The 12,997-nt window shown below is 69.1% G+C and carries 15 protein-coding genes and 1 pseudogene; 12 read left to right on the forward strand and 4 right to left on the reverse strand.

The genetic code is table 11. The features are described 5' to 3' along the window. Nucleotides 1–75: 75 nt before the first annotated feature. The 5 genes and pseudogenes from AC07BS_RS20785 to AC07BS_RS20805 all read left to right on the forward strand — a co-directional run. A pseudogene (locus tag AC07BS_RS20785) lies at nt 76–300 on the forward strand (recombinase family protein); the annotation flags it as partial. A gap of 217 nt (nt 301–517) precedes the next feature. Next, on the forward strand, nt 518–823 hold the full coding sequence (locus tag AC07BS_RS20790) for a DUF6247 family protein (RefSeq protein ID WP_478637753.1): 306 nt from the start codon (nt 518–520) through the stop codon (nt 821–823). Then, nucleotides 820–1,080, forward strand: coding sequence for a type II toxin-antitoxin system RelE family toxin (locus AC07BS_RS20795; RefSeq protein WP_478933688.1), 261 nt, complete (start codon nt 820–822; stop codon nt 1,078–1,080). The genes AC07BS_RS20790 and AC07BS_RS20795 overlap by 4 nt, the downstream gene beginning before the upstream one ends. Before the next feature lie 239 nt (nt 1,081–1,319). Further along, nucleotides 1,320–1,853, forward strand: coding sequence for a hypothetical protein (locus tag AC07BS_RS20800; protein ID WP_478637749.1), 534 nt, complete (start codon nt 1,320–1,322; stop codon nt 1,851–1,853). A 92-nt stretch (nt 1,854–1,945) separates the two neighbouring features. After that, the gene (locus AC07BS_RS20805; RefSeq protein ID WP_478933691.1) at nt 1,946–2,317 is read left to right on the forward strand and encodes a hypothetical protein; all 372 of its coding nucleotides are present in this window, start codon (nt 1,946–1,948) and stop codon (nt 2,315–2,317) included. A 179-nt stretch (nt 2,318–2,496) separates the two neighbouring features. Here the strand turns inward: AC07BS_RS20805 and AC07BS_RS20810 are convergent, their stop codons facing one another. After that, the gene (locus AC07BS_RS20810; protein ID WP_478933693.1) at nt 2,497–2,778 is read right to left on the reverse strand and encodes a hypothetical protein; all 282 of its coding nucleotides are present in this window, start codon (nt 2,776–2,778) and stop codon (nt 2,497–2,499) included. Between the two features lie 66 nt (nt 2,779–2,844). Here AC07BS_RS20810 and AC07BS_RS20815 point away from each other — a divergent pair, with 66 nt between their 5' ends. Next, the gene (locus AC07BS_RS20815; protein WP_478933695.1) at nt 2,845–3,477 is read left to right on the forward strand and encodes a flavin reductase family protein; all 633 of its coding nucleotides are present in this window, start codon (nt 2,845–2,847) and stop codon (nt 3,475–3,477) included. Nucleotides 3,478–3,495: 18 nt separating this feature from the next. Here the strand turns inward: AC07BS_RS20815 and AC07BS_RS20820 are convergent, their stop codons facing one another. Then, nucleotides 3,496–4,374: a TauD/TfdA family dioxygenase gene (locus AC07BS_RS20820; protein ID WP_478933697.1), complete on the reverse strand. Its 879-nt coding sequence runs from the start codon at nt 4,372–4,374 to the stop codon at nt 3,496–3,498. 301 nt (nt 4,375–4,675) lie between these two features. Here AC07BS_RS20820 and AC07BS_RS20825 point away from each other — a divergent pair, with 301 nt between their 5' ends. Genes AC07BS_RS20825 through AC07BS_RS20840 form a run of 4 tightly spaced genes read left to right on the forward strand, consistent with a single transcriptional unit; the run spans nt 4,676 to nt 9,875 of the window. Beyond that, a complete protein-coding gene (locus AC07BS_RS20825; RefSeq protein ID WP_478933699.1) occupies nt 4,676–6,145 on the forward strand; it encodes a radical SAM protein in 1,470 nt (489 codons plus the stop codon). A 6-nt stretch (nt 6,146–6,151) separates the two neighbouring features. Next, nucleotides 6,152–7,603, forward strand: a complete 1,452-nt coding sequence (locus tag AC07BS_RS20830) for a glycosyltransferase family protein (RefSeq protein ID WP_478933701.1) — start codon at nt 6,152–6,154, stop codon at nt 7,601–7,603. Nucleotides 7,604–7,615: 12 nt separating this feature from the next. Then, nucleotides 7,616–8,611 carry a TauD/TfdA family dioxygenase gene (locus AC07BS_RS20835; RefSeq protein WP_478933703.1) on the forward strand — a complete coding sequence of 332 codons (996 nt, stop codon included), beginning with the start codon at nt 7,616–7,618 and terminating at the stop codon, nt 8,609–8,611. A gap of 10 nt (nt 8,612–8,621) precedes the next feature. After that, complete coding sequence (locus AC07BS_RS20840; protein ID WP_478933705.1) at nt 8,622–9,875, forward strand: hypothetical protein; 1,254 nt, start codon at nt 8,622–8,624, stop codon at nt 9,873–9,875. A 19-nt stretch (nt 9,876–9,894) separates the two neighbouring features. Here AC07BS_RS20840 and AC07BS_RS20845 read toward each other — a convergent pair whose 3' ends face one another. After that, the gene (locus tag AC07BS_RS20845; protein WP_478933707.1) at nt 9,895–10,542 is read right to left on the reverse strand and encodes a hypothetical protein; all 648 of its coding nucleotides are present in this window, start codon (nt 10,540–10,542) and stop codon (nt 9,895–9,897) included. Between the two features lie 117 nt (nt 10,543–10,659). On the opposite strand from AC07BS_RS20845, the gene AC07BS_RS20850 reads away from it, so the two are divergent. Both AC07BS_RS20850 and AC07BS_RS20855 read left to right on the forward strand, forming a co-directional pair. Beyond that, nucleotides 10,660–11,553: a hypothetical protein gene (locus AC07BS_RS20850; protein ID WP_478933709.1), complete on the forward strand. Its 894-nt coding sequence runs from the start codon at nt 10,660–10,662 to the stop codon at nt 11,551–11,553. A 291-nt stretch (nt 11,554–11,844) separates the two neighbouring features. Next, nucleotides 11,845–12,327, forward strand: coding sequence for a macro domain-containing protein (locus AC07BS_RS20855; RefSeq protein ID WP_478933711.1), 483 nt, complete (start codon nt 11,845–11,847; stop codon nt 12,325–12,327). 60 nt (nt 12,328–12,387) lie between these two features. On the opposite strand, the gene AC07BS_RS20860 is transcribed toward AC07BS_RS20855, so the two are convergent. Next, nucleotides 12,388–12,828 carry a hypothetical protein gene (locus AC07BS_RS20860; RefSeq protein ID WP_478637731.1) on the reverse strand — a complete coding sequence of 147 codons (441 nt, stop codon included), beginning with the start codon at nt 12,826–12,828 and terminating at the stop codon, nt 12,388–12,390. Nucleotides 12,829–12,997 lie beyond the last annotated feature (169 nt).

Genomic DNA, 12,997 nt, shown 5'->3' on the forward strand with positions numbered 1-12,997 from the left:
CGGCCCGCCTCCGCCCGTATAAGTGACGACCGGACCGCCATATGCCGACGGCCTGGCACGCCGGGAGCGAGGACCCGCACCGGGGAACCGCTCTCGACGGTGAAGTTCATGGCGCAGACCCTCGCCGCCGCCGGCGAACTCCAGCGCGACCTTCAGCGTGAGCTGACGTACGACGGGCTGCGGGCCGCCGAGGTCAAGGGCAGCAAGGGCGGCCGCCGCCCCGCCATCACGACCGAAAAGACCGACGCCGTCCGCACGGCATACCAGGGCGGCCGGTCCATCGCCGCGCTGGCCCGCGAGACTTGGGCCCCACCATCGACACCGCCGAACTGCACGCCCTGCTCCGGGCCGGCCGACTCGAACCACGAGCCGATGCCACTCACGGCCGCCGGCACCCACCCGGTGCGGTAGCCGCCCGCAGCCTCGCCTGCCCCTCCACCACCACCGACTTGCCGAGCGGCGCCCGCGGCTGCGCCGCTGCGCGTACGGTGATGACGAGACCCACTTGGAGGATCCCATGAGCGCCCAGCCCGAGCACGCGACGGTCCCGCCCCCTGCCCCCGCTCCCACCGAGGCCGCACGGGTGCTCGCGCGGATCCGAGCCGACCGCCGCTCCGAGCGGTGGGTGCCGGCCTTCGAGCGGGACTGGGCGAGGGCACTGGAGGACTCCCGCCACAGCTACAGTCTCACCCCGCTCCACGACGTCGTACGTACCTGGCAGGCCCGCCTCGCCGCCGCGCCGGCCGTGGACGCGTTCCTCGCCGCGGGCAGGGACGACTCCGACGGCATCGCCCTTGACGATGTGTTCGTAGGCCGCCCGTGAGTGACGCGGCCTGGCAGGTGCGTCTGTCGCCAAAGGCCCTGGACGTCCTGGACGCTCTTCCTGCCCACGTCGGCGAGATACTCCGGGACGTGCTGGCCATCGCTTCTCGCGACCCGTGGTCCTTCCCGGCCTTCGACCGTGGTGACCCCGAAGGCGAGGACGTACGCTCCGCCTCGGTCGGACAGCTCAGCGCCGTCTACTTCATCAACCGCGCGGCCGCGCGTCTCTACGTCATCGACATCGTCTGGCTCGGTTGATTGCCCACCGGCGACGCCCTGATCCCGGCGTGGCGCTGCCAACGACACCGGGCGGGCCCACGGGCCATGAATCGTGGCTTAGGTAGGGTCGGGGCATGGTCGTGGGGAGGAACAGGAACAGTGAGCCGCCGGTACCAGCCGTCGATTGGCGGAGCGTTCACAAGTTCTCGATAGACATCGTGGAGCGTGAGACTGGCCCGGGGCGCAAGCGTCCTGTGCTGGGCCCGAATGCCGTGCGCGTGTCCAGGCGCGAGGGCCAGGACCGGATCAAGGCCCCATGTGCCTTCTTCCGCGCGGGCTCCAGCGGTGTTCGCGTCTCCGGACGGGTGCTGTACGAGGACCGGGAAGCGCGGCAGGTCCTGTGCGCGACGGAGGAACGCGAGGCGGAAGGCGAGGAGCGCCGCTACAGCGTGCGGGACGGTCAGGGTCAGGAGATCGGAGTGATCCGGCGAGTACCCGCGTCGAGGAGGCTGCTGCGGCATACGTGGCGCATTCAGCAGCCGGGGCACCCGGAGATCGTGGGACGCAACAAGTGGGCCGCCATCGCGCCCAAGGAAGCCGCGGCCCGCGCTGCGGGCAGGTTTATCGGCGAGCTGGTCGAGTCCGCGGTCTCCTTCGGGTATGACGACGGCGGTCCTGCCAAGGAACGGACCTTGCTGTGGCTGGCGGGCGAGGAACAGGTCATGCAGTCCGTGGGCCAGGAGTTCCAGATCAAGGCGCGCTGGCTGGACCGCAGGTTGGCGTTCGCGGTCGCGGCGCTCGGGGACCGCTGACCGGCTCTACCCAGTGCACCGCGTGCGTCGCGCGGTCCAGCCGCTGGATGCCCCGGGACCACAGGGCTCTGTCCATGAGGGATCATCCCCTCATGGACAGAGTTGTTGATCTTGACGAGGCGGCTTCCCTTCTTGGTGAACGAGCCGTGGGGTGGAGATCGGCCGGGCTTGAGGTGGGGGAGGTGACCTGGCGGGATGCGGAAGCGGAGTGGCCTCGGCCGCTGGAGACGGAACGGGGCCGGGTGCGTGACCCCGACTCGCTCGGTTTGGTCATCTCCGGTGCGGCTGAGGCCGAGCTGTCAGTCGTCCTCTTCCGTGGTGGCTGGGCCGACGTGGACTTCTTCGATGGGCTTGACGAAGCCGGTTGCCTTCCTGCCTCGGACATCGCCTCGGCGTCAGACTTCGGTGCCCGCATGGATCAATGGGTGCTGCGCATCTTCGGGACCCTTGGGAGCGTTCAGTGAGTGCTGGTCCGTTGCGATGCAGGTGATCAGCTGTGGCTCGGCGCGGGCGCGGGTGGTGGCGAGGCGGGCGATGACGGACGCGCAGGGGCAGAGGTCGAGTTCCGCCAGCCCGCCCAGCCGGTGGACACCGTCATCGCCCTCGGCGGAGGCGGTGGCGGTGGCCGCGACATTGCCGACACTCAGCGAGCTGTGAGCGCCTCGTCAGTCACGCCCAGGTGCCGTCGGAAGGCGTCGCGCCCCTGGTCCGTCAGCCGCACGACGCGGGAGCCTTCGGCCGGCACGAGCCAGGACTCCTGAACCGCATGGTGGAACACGGCCGCGGCGACCGCGCCCGCCAGGTGCGAGCGCCGCTCCGTCCAGTCCAGGCACGTGCGTACATGAGGTGCCGCTTCCTGGCTGATGCCCATGTCCGCGAGCCATGCGGCGCCCGAGTGAGTGACGTAGACATCGGGGCTGATCACGGCACCATTGTCGCCGGCCGTTGTTTCGACGAACACCGAAACGTCCCGCCCCTAGCCTCTGGAGACATGACGACGACTGACACCCACCGAGTGGTCCGGCCGAGCATCCTCTACTTCGGCACGCCCGTGGTCCTGCTGACCACCGAGAACGATGACGGCACGTTCAACCTTGCGCCGATCTCCTCCGCCTGGGCGCTGGGACAGCACATTGTCCTGGGCCTGGGCAGTGAGAGCCGGACCGTGCGCAACCTCGCGGCGCGCTCCGAGCTGGTGATCAACGTTGCATCGCCGGAGCTGTGGCAGCACGTGGAACGCCTGGCGCCACTCACCGGAGCCAATCCGGTACCCGAGAGCAAGCGGGCGGTGTACCGGTACGAGCCGGACAAGTTCGCCGCGTCCGGGCTCACCCCGGCCGATTCCCACATCGTGAAGCCGCCGCGGGTCGCCGAGTGCGCGCTGCAGTTGGAGGCACGGGCCCGTGCGCTGACGCCGGGCGGCGCGGGTCTTTTCCTCACCGTCGAATGCGACGTGCTGCGCGTCCACGCCGACGAAAGCATCGTCGTGCCGGGCACGCACCACATCGACCCGGCTCTCTGGAGCCCGCTCATCTACAACTTCCGCCACTACCACGGTCTGGCACCCGAGGTCGGGCACGGCTTCCGCTCCGAAACAGCGAACACAGCGACCCGTGCCGCATGACAGCCATGTCCCGGGTGGTCACCGGCTCATCGGATCACGGTCCGGTGTGGTGCCCGGTGAGCCGGAGACGTGCACCTTCACCCGCTTGAGGTGACGGCTGACGCCGCCGGCCCGGACGTCGGTGCGGCCGTGGAGCAGGCGTCGGTTGTCGAGCAGCAGCAGGTCGCCCGCCCGCAGGAGGAAGACCGTGGTCAGATCCGGCCGCTCCAGGGTGCGCTCGAAGACGTGGAGTGCGTCGAGGTGCTCGGAATCCAGCGTGTCCCCGGCGAGCCGCACACCTGTTGCGACCCGCACCGGGCAATAGCGCACTGTGGTGCTCCCGTCGGCCCCGGCGAGGATCGGATGGGTGAGGACCGTCGGCTTCCCTTCCCCGGGATCCTGTGGGACGGCGAAGGGGTAGCAGGAGTCCTGCAGTGGTCGGAGGCGGCTCTGCCCGGCGAGCTCGGTGGCGACGTCCGCGGCGCGCACGAGGACGGTGTGCCCATCACCGTTCGGGCTCGGGCGGACGCAGAGCAGCCCGAGGTAGGCGTGCGGGTGCGGCAGCATCGGGGAGTCGGTGTGGAGCGGGTCGGGGTCCCGGTAGGGCCGTGCCGCGCTGTCGACGACGTCGTGCACGAGCGTGTCGGGCCGCGGACCGTTGTAGCTTCCGTCGACCGTGCCGAGGGCGCCGGCGGCGATCGCCAACGCGGCGTCGGCGCCCCCGGTGGGGAAGTTCCGGATGATGACCGCGAGCTCCGAGCTCGCGGCTGCCACTGCCATGGCCAGCAGATCGTTCAGGCCGGGAATTTCATCGCGGGCGCGGCGGAGGGCTGCTTGCTGCGCCTGCCCGGTCCCCAGTTCTCCTGGCTGCCAGGCCGAGCCGAAGCGGGCCAGCGCCTCGGAGGTCGAGTCGGTCATGGCGAGTCGAGGTGGCGACCACATGCCGGCCATTGAAGCAGTTTTTTGAGCTGGCCTCCGTCCCTGGCGAACGGGTCCGGGCGCCGCTGACCCGTCCTGCATTTCGGACGCCGTGAGGACACCTCGCTTTTCGGCCAGCAGCGGATCCGGCCGTTGACGGCCTCGAAAGTCTCCGTTAACTTCAACCGAATGTGGTCATCGAATTAATGATGATCGCATATATCCGTTTCGCTGATCGTGTGCCGCCGAAGATCGACCCGCACCGCCCGCACCCTGTCGGATGTCATCGATACGGAGACGCATGGTGCCCAGCAAAGCCGGCTCGTATGATCGCGGACAGGCTCTGCGCAGTCTCTCCGAGATCGATCCCGCATATCCGCGGCCACGGATCTCGTCGTTCCTGTCCGATGAGCGCAATGACGAACTGCTCGGATATGTGCAGGCTGAAGCGTTCACCCACGTGTTCGCAGGGGATACGAGAAGCGGCCCGCAGAATTTCTTTCGCGAACTCGACCGTGGGCTGCGCAAAGCGCCATCGTTCCATCTCTGGGCGGACATCCCTCTCTGCCGCTACCGGTGTCACTTCTGTCAGTTCCCCATTCTCGTGACGAGCGCCAGGCCCGAGCTGGCCGACGCCACGGCACGGCGATGGGTGGACGCGAACATCAGCGAAGCGCGGGCCTGGGTGGAGGCGGTCCCGGCGTTGCGTACCACGCCGGTCGGCGAGTTCTGTCTGTTCGGCGGCACACCGAGTGTCCTGCCCGCCGAGGAGATCGAACGGCTGGTGACCTTCTACCGGGAGACGTTCGCCATCGACGAGCGAACCTCCCTGCGCGCCGAGGGAAGCCCGGACTCCCTCACCGACGACATTCTCGAGACGATGCGCGGACTGGGATTCACCGCCCTCACCTATGGCATCCAGTCGCTGGACGACCGGTTATTGGCGGCCGCAAACCGCCGGCACACGGGAAAGCAGGCGCTCCAGGTCCGTGAGGCGGCCGGGCGCATGGGTTTCACCAGGGTCGACGGGGACCTCGTCTGGGGTCTGCCCGGCCAGACGGTCACCGGATTCCTCAGCGACATCGACCGCGTGGTCGAGGCCGAATTCAGCACTGTCGTCGCGATCAAGCTGCATCTGCGGTCCTTCCACGACGTGGACTCGGCGATCGGGCACGTGTCCGCGGCGGCATGGGAGGACCCGCACACGCGTGAGCGACTGGCACAACGCGGATACCGGTGGCCGTCGCTGGGGGAGCAGTGGCAGATGCGCGAGACGGCCGTCGACCGGCTGGCCGCCGCCGGCTACTACGAGCACCCCACCACCTACTTCGTACGGCGGGACATGGGGCCGCAGGTGTGGCGCTCCCTCAACCTCGACCAGGACAAGCAGGTCCCGCAGGTGGGCATCGGCCTGGGTGCCTACAGCTGGTGCGAGCAGGCCGAGGCCAATGTGGTGGCGGCCCCGGCGCAGTACCTGGACCGTGTCGGCAAGGGCGAGATCCCGCTGGAGAACGTCACCTCCGTCAGCCCCGAGCACCGCGAGACGCGCGCGGTGCAGATGGCGCTGTCCACCTGCCGGCCCCTGCTCGAGGAGGTCCACCGCTCCCGTTTCCCGGACAGCTCACTGCTGTCGGGCAGATGGGGGACGGTGTTCGGCTCGCTCGCCGACCGAGGGCTCGCGACCCTCGACCGCGAGGCCGGCAGCGTCACTCTCACCGAGGCCGGCACCACGCTGGTCGAGGCCATCGTCAACACACAACTGGGCGGGTGACACGGGATGCGCATAGGACTGGTCTGCGGGGACGGTGTGCCGGCCAGCGGACTGCTGACGATCTTCCGCAACGTGGTGGGGCTCGGCGTCGACATGCGGTTACTGGACACGCCGGTACCGGCGGAGCTCGGCTACTCATGGCGTCCGGACAAGCCCGCCTTCTTCCCGTACGGGCCCAAGAGCCCGGCACCGTCCGCCCTGCTGGAGACCACCGGGCCGGCCGCGCCCGACCTCGGGGACCCCGCGCGGGCGGCGGCCGAGTGGACCGACATCCGGACCTCGGTCGCGCGCGCCGCGGAGCTGGACCCGACCGAGCGTCGCCGGCTGCACCAGCGCATCGACCGGCTGGCCGCCCCGTACCACGACTACTTCCTGGAATGGCTGCGCCGGACCCGGGTCGACTGGACCGTCGCGATCAACATGACCCTCTCGGACGCGGTGCCCGTCACGAAGGCCCTGCACTCCGCCACACGCCAACGCCACCGCGAGACCGGGTCCGGCGGAGTGCTCTTCTGGGACCACGACCTGTTCGCCAGCTGCGCGGTGCACGATGACGACGGCACCCGCATGTATCCCGATCGGCCCAACGAGTTCACCCCGCTCCCGGAGATCCGTGCGGGTGTGCGCTGGGCGGTGGTGTCCGAGGCCCTCGCGGAGGAGACAGCGGCCTACCCTGTGCAGCGGCAGCCGCGCGTGGTGCCGAACATCCTGCCCCGCGTGCCCCATGGACCGCTGGAACCAAAGCACGAGCGGTTCCTCCGCGACCAGGACCTCGATCCCGCGCGGCCGATCCTGCTCAACCCCGTACGGGTCTTCCGGGTCAAGGGAGTGGAGCTCGCACTCGAACTGCTCGCCGCGACCCGGACTGCCGGCGCCGACCGCGGCCACCCCGCTCCGTACCTGCTCGTCTTCGGCAGCCTGGCGGAGGACCCCGGCTACGCCGACGAGGTGCTGAGCACAGCGCGGCGCCTGGACCTGCTGTCCGACGTACGGTTCCTGGACGGCGTCCCGCTGAGCAGCGTCCAGGACGCCACCGGCTCCTGGCAACTGGACGAGATCGACCTCCTGCGGATCGCGGCGGCGACCGGTGGCGGCGTCGTCTTCACACCCAACACCGAGGACGTAGAGACGGTCGGCCTGGGACCCGCGCTCGCCGCTGTCGCCGGGCTGCCGTGCGCGACCACGGCATACACCGCCTTCGCTCCGGTGTACGGGCCGGACTTGTCCGTCATCGCGGTGGACACGAGCGAGAGCGGTATGAGGCACGCGGGCACCGAGCTGGTGGCGGCCCTGCACGCCAATAGCTCCGGGGCCCCGAGGACGGCCCACCTCATGCGGCGGAACCGCGAGATCGTCGACCGCCGGTTCCCTATCGATCCATGGGCACAGCTGCTGACCGACCTCGCGGTCAGTACTGGAGACAGGAGCCGCCCCGGTCCGGGCGAATCACGACCGTAGGAGGGCACACACATGGGCCGGTCCGCCCCAGCGCCGGGCATCCAGGAGATCGCGCTCACGGAGAAGGAAGTGCGCCCCGCGGATGACGTCATCCGCGGGCTTGCCACCCAGTACCGATCGACGGAAGGCCTCAGTCTGCTGACCGAGCTCGCCGGATGCGGCCACATCCTTCCCGCCCGGCTGACGGACACGCTGGCCGGCGCCCGGACCCGGCGGGGCTGCGCGGTCACCGTGGTACGTCGTCCCCGCCCGGCCGAGAACATCGGCGCGACACCGCCGCACTGGCGGATACGCGGACACACCGCGACGCTCCTTCACGACCTCTGGCTGGCGCTCGTCGCGGTACAGGTCGGTGATCCGATCTGCTGGCAGACGCTGCAGGACGGCAGGCTCTTCAACGACGTACTGCCGATCAAGGGCCAGGAGCACGCACAGACCGGTCACAGCAGCGTGAACGACCTCACCTTCCACGTGGAGGACGCCTTCGACGACGACCGGTGCGACATGCTGGCGCTGATGTGCCTGCGCAACCGGGACCGGACGGCCACGACGATCGCCACCACCGGCCACCTCCACCTCGACAGTCAGGACCGTGAGCCACTCCACCAACCGCGCTTCGCCATCCGGCCCGACCCGGAGCACCGGAAGACGAGCACGGCCGGTGACCTCCCGCCGGTGTGGCGACCAGCACTCTTCGGCGACTCGCAGCCCTACATGCGCGTCGACCCGACGTACACCACCACCGCGCCAGGGGACGACACGGCCGAACGGGCCTACTCCCGGCTCTGCCGGCAACTCGAGTGCGCACTTGTACGGGTCCGCCTGAGGCCCGGAGACCTGCTACTGATCGACAACTACCGCGCTGTACACGGCCGGGAGCCGTTCCGGCCCCGCTACGACGGTACGGACCGGTGGCTGCGCAAACTCACCCTCACCTTCGACCTCCGGCGTTCCTCCCGGCGCCGGCCGGACGGCGGCCGGGCGCTCGCCCTCTCCCGTGAGAGCTGAGCGCCCGGACATGCACAACGTCTCAGCCGGCTTCCGGTTCCGGTTCGTCACGCGCGGCCGGCAGAGTGACGACCTGGCGGCCCTGGCACTGCGCTCGCTGCACTGCTGTCATCCCAGTGCCGACGTGGTCGTGGTGGACGCCAACGACGAACCGACGCTGACGGCCGAGCACTTCGGCTCGGGCAAGAACGTCACGATCACGCATCTGCCCCCTGGCGATGATCCGGTGTCGCGCGCCGTCGGCAAGGGCACCGCAAGGCATCTGTTCTACTGGCGCCACTCACCCGAACTGCGCAGCAGCCTGCCGCCATGGCCGGGATACGACGTCCACGCCGACGCCGATCTGCTGTTCCTGCGCCCCATGGACCTCAGCGCGCTGCGGGGACCGCTGGCCCGGGGGCGCATCGCGACGGTGGTGGACGAATCGACGATGGACTACTACTCCGAGCTCGGGAGGGTGTCTCCGACACCGCTGGCCGCCATGTTCGACGCACCGGGAGTGGGTGGTCCGCTGCTGCAGGCCGGTCTGCTCTTCAGCAACCCCGCCGACGACGGAGGGTTCTACGATCTCCTGTGGCGGTTCGCGGTCAAGGCCGCCGAAGCGGGCCGGCTGGACATGGTGCCGAGCGACGACATGGGTGTGGTGAGCTCACTGCTGGGCCAGCGCGGACCCCTGTGGGAACGGTCCTTGGCCCTGGGCCACGAGTGGAACTACATCAGCGGAGCGTTGAAAGACCCGGGCGTGTTCGGGTGCGTGGCACATTTCGGCGGTCGGAGGGCCAAGAAGTTCCTCCTCGCCCAGGCCGAAACCCTCTTCCCGCCGGACACCGACATCAGCCGGACGCCATGGGGCTCGATGAAGGCACCCGCCGGCCCCGGACGCCCCACGGTCGTACGCGGCCTGTGGCGGCGAACGTGGCTCCCCGTCGACGAGACGGCACCGACACGAGCACCGGATCCGGACGCGGAGGCCATCGAGATCGCGCTGCCCTTCAGCCTGTCCTGGCAGGTGCCGCCGGGCCGCACCACGGCACTCGTCGACGGCCTGATGGCGGCCGGGCGCCACCAGGCACCTGCCGAGGACGGCGCGGAGGCGGTTCTGTACGTCTATCTCGACGGCCGCCTGGTGGACCGGGTGCCGGCCGAGGGCTGCCACTTCCGACGCTCGGTCCGCCTCGGCACGGCCGAAACCGTCACACTGATCGGCACCGGCCCGGCACCGGACCGCACCATCCGCCTCCAACCCCTCTTCGACACACCCTGAGCATGGCGTTCCTTCCGACTCAAAATCGGAGGAGCACGGCGGTGGCGTCGTCCGTAGCTGTGGCTCGCGGCCATCGCCGGCAATCGCGATCGACGGCCTCGAACTGCCGGACCTCGTCGATGAGCACCTGTGGCCCGTCCTTGGCCAGCGTGTCCATGACCTGCTCCCACACAGCGATGCCGAACGTCACCAGCCGGGCGGCTCCACTCGACAGGACAGCCACCTGCCGGACCCCGTCCAGCTTCGTCCGGCCACATACCGGTTCACCACACGCCGGCTCGATGTCCTCACCTAGACTGCTGGAGACGATCCGCAGGCCGCTCGGCAGATCCAGGATCACCACAGTGTCGTGGACCACCAGCCATTCCAACTCGCCGCGGACGACCCTGACAACGGCTGCGGCAAGCCGGGGCGGGGGAGTACGACGAACATTCAGAAGATCGTCCGGTGTCCGCCGGACCTTCACCCCGGCCCCGGTCAGACACGACTCGATGGTGACGGCTGGATCGGCGAGCCGACCCAGCACACCAGACCCGAGGAGCCCTGTGCATCCCTCCGCTTCGGAGCCGGAGCCGGAGCCGTCACCGTCGAGCAGAACCACCGCACTGGCGGTCACCCCCACCCAGTTCCCGTTGGTCCGTTCGCTGCCGGCGGCGACACTGGCCAACTCAGCTCGCATACCTCGTTCCCCGTTCCGTAAGACCGCGTTGCGTACGACCGACGATCGGAGGCCACAGTCATGGCGGGTGAACCAATCCCACTCAACAGTACGACCCTCTCCGCATTGGTGGAGCGCAATCTCGGCAGCCGTCCCAATATCGAGCTGTGGCGCTGGACCCACCTGTCCGAAGTCCTCGCTCTGGAACTGGTGGACCAGCGCCGCGTGGTCGTCAAGGTCCGTCCGTTCGCCGAACGGCTGATCGACTGTTCCCGGACCCATCGGATGATGTGGTCGGCAGGTCTGCCCTGCGCGGCCCCACTGGGCGAGGCGATTCGGCTCGACGGCCACATCGTGACCATGGAGGCCCTGGTGGAGGACGGTGCAGCGCTCGACGTGGCGCCCGTCGACTCCGCCCGCTCGGCCGCCGCGTTGGCCCGTTTCATGTCGCTCGCACCCGCCGTCGGCGAGGTGAGCCGTCTGGACCCGCCACCACCGTGGGTGTGGTGGAACCACGACCAGGGCATGATCTGGCCCCTCCCCGACGACCGGGACGAGGATCTCAACGAGCACCCGGGGCCGGACTGGCTGGACGAGGCGGCGACCAGGACCCGGAAGCGGCTGACGCAGCACGACCTCGGCGCCCCCGTCGTCGGCCACTGCGACTGGGAAGCGCAGAACATCATGTGGAGGGACGGCGTCCTCCACTCCGTGCACGACTGGGACAGCATCGTCGCACTACCGGAGATCGTCACCGCAGGGGCCGCCGCCGCTGTGCACGCGGTCCTCGGCGGCCGCCCCGGCGAGGCGTCGATCCCCCACACGGAGCAGTTCATCCGGGCCTACCAGGAGGCGAGGGGACTGTCCTGGTCCGCCGCCGACCGCGAGGTCGCATGGGCCGCCGGCCTCTGGGTGCGTTGCTTCAACGCCAAGAAGGCGACTCTGCACCCTGACGGGGCTGCCGTCGTCGCCCGATTGGCCGGGGAAGTGGAACAGCGGCTGAGCCTCGCGGGGGCGTGACGGTCCCTGTGCGTGACCCCTGCCGGCCGGTGGGCCTCCAGCTCCGCCCCGCTGATGCGCCCACGAGCCGCACTTCCGCGAGGACCGCGTCGATGAACCAGCACCCCCGAGAAATCACCACCTGAGAGGGGCCGGAAGCGCGGTCGGCTCCCAGCCCTTGTGGGCGACGTGTGACATGACCTCCCTCTCGGATCCGCCGGGCGCTGCTCATCCTTCCTACCCAGGCGATCCCCGATCTCGCGTCGTCCCGCGCTCGACAAAGATGTCATACCCCCTCGATAGCCTCGGCTAATGAATACGAAGATCGCCTATGTGTGCGGCGACGCGACCCGTCCGTACGGGCCAGGACCCAAGATCATCGCTCACGTATGCAATGACGCCGGCGGGTGGGGCGCGGGCTTCGTGGTGGCGGTCTCCCGCAGATGGCCACAGCCGGAGGCCGCATTTCGACGTTGGTACCGCGAACGCGCGGCCAACGACTTCGCCCTGGGAGCCGTACAACTCATCGAAGTCGAAGACGGCCTGTGGGTGGCCAACATGATCGGACAGCACGGCATCCGACGGCGTACCTCACCTGAGGTGCCCGTGCGGTACGAAGCCATCGATCAGGCCTTGGTATCGCTGTCGGAGCAGGCCTTGGCATTGTCGGCCTCGGCGCATATGCCCCGGATCGGATGCGGCCTGGCCGGCGGACGATGGGAGCGGATCGAACCGCTCATCGTCCACCGGCTGACCGACCGGGGCGTGCCGGTGGCCGTCTACGACCTCGAGTAGAGGTGCTGTCGGTCGGGGACGATCGGTGGATCACCGACCGGCCGCAGCCCCCTGGACCCCTCACTTCACCTTGAACTCGCACATCTTGTCGGACTTGCCACCCTGATTGTCCGCCACCTTCTTCCCATCAACGGTGATGACGCAGGGCGCCGCGTGCAGCATGCCGTCGGAGCCGGGGACGGATCCGGGAACGACGGACACCACCTGGCCGACCTTCTTCTCGGCGTCCGTCGTCAAGGTGATGGTCGCCGTCTTCTTCCAGGGCAGCTGCACCTGCTCCATCTTGTTGGTGTCCAGGTTGTAGTAGACCTGCGACGCGCCGGTGCCGAGGACTTCCAGAGTCACCTCGTGCTTGACCTCGCTGCTCCCGCCGTCCGGCTTCCCCTTCGGCTGAGCGGACGCAGCGGGCTTGTCGGCGGTCGACGAGCTCTCGTCGCTACCGCATCCCGTCAGCAGAGCCGTGGTCAGTGCCAGAGCCGCAGCTGTGACGATCTTGCGCATGTTTCTCCCTCGTGAACAGGTGAACGATCTTAAGGGGAAGGACGCCACTCGATGGAGACGGTCGCTGCCTTGGGTGAACGGTCGTGGTGGCCAGGCCTGAGGCATATGTGGTTGCGATCACGGGCTCCGGCGGAACACTGGAAGCAGGGGATGCTGACCATGCAGGCGT

This window comes from Streptomyces sp. NPDC044063, assembly GCF_056434285.1.

Excerpts from the sequence above, each read along its gene's own strand:
- AC07BS_RS20805 (WP_478933691.1), top strand. The coding sequence starts at position 1,946 with ATGGACAGAGTTGTTGATCTTGACGAGGCGGCTTCCCTTCTTGGTGAA.
- AC07BS_RS20825 (WP_478933699.1), top strand. The coding sequence starts at position 4,676 with ATGGTGCCCAGCAAAGCCGGCTCGTATGATCGCGGACAGGCTCTGCGC.
- AC07BS_RS20815 (WP_478933695.1), top strand. The coding sequence starts at position 2,845 with ATGACGACGACTGACACCCACCGAGTGGTCCGGCCGAGCATCCTCTAC.
- AC07BS_RS20820 (WP_478933697.1), bottom strand. The coding sequence starts at position 4,374 with ATGACCGACTCGACCTCCGAGGCGCTGGCCCGCTTCGGCTCGGCCTGG.
- AC07BS_RS20830 (WP_478933701.1), top strand. The coding sequence starts at position 6,152 with ATGCGCATAGGACTGGTCTGCGGGGACGGTGTGCCGGCCAGCGGACTG.
- AC07BS_RS20835 (WP_478933703.1), top strand. The coding sequence starts at position 7,616 with ATGGGCCGGTCCGCCCCAGCGCCGGGCATCCAGGAGATCGCGCTCACG.
- AC07BS_RS20790 (WP_478637753.1), top strand. The coding sequence starts at position 518 with ATGAGCGCCCAGCCCGAGCACGCGACGGTCCCGCCCCCTGCCCCCGCT.
- AC07BS_RS20840 (WP_478933705.1), top strand. The coding sequence starts at position 8,622 with ATGCACAACGTCTCAGCCGGCTTCCGGTTCCGGTTCGTCACGCGCGGC.
- AC07BS_RS20855 (WP_478933711.1), top strand. The coding sequence starts at position 11,845 with ATGAATACGAAGATCGCCTATGTGTGCGGCGACGCGACCCGTCCGTAC.
- AC07BS_RS20860 (WP_478637731.1), bottom strand. The coding sequence starts at position 12,828 with ATGCGCAAGATCGTCACAGCTGCGGCTCTGGCACTGACCACGGCTCTG.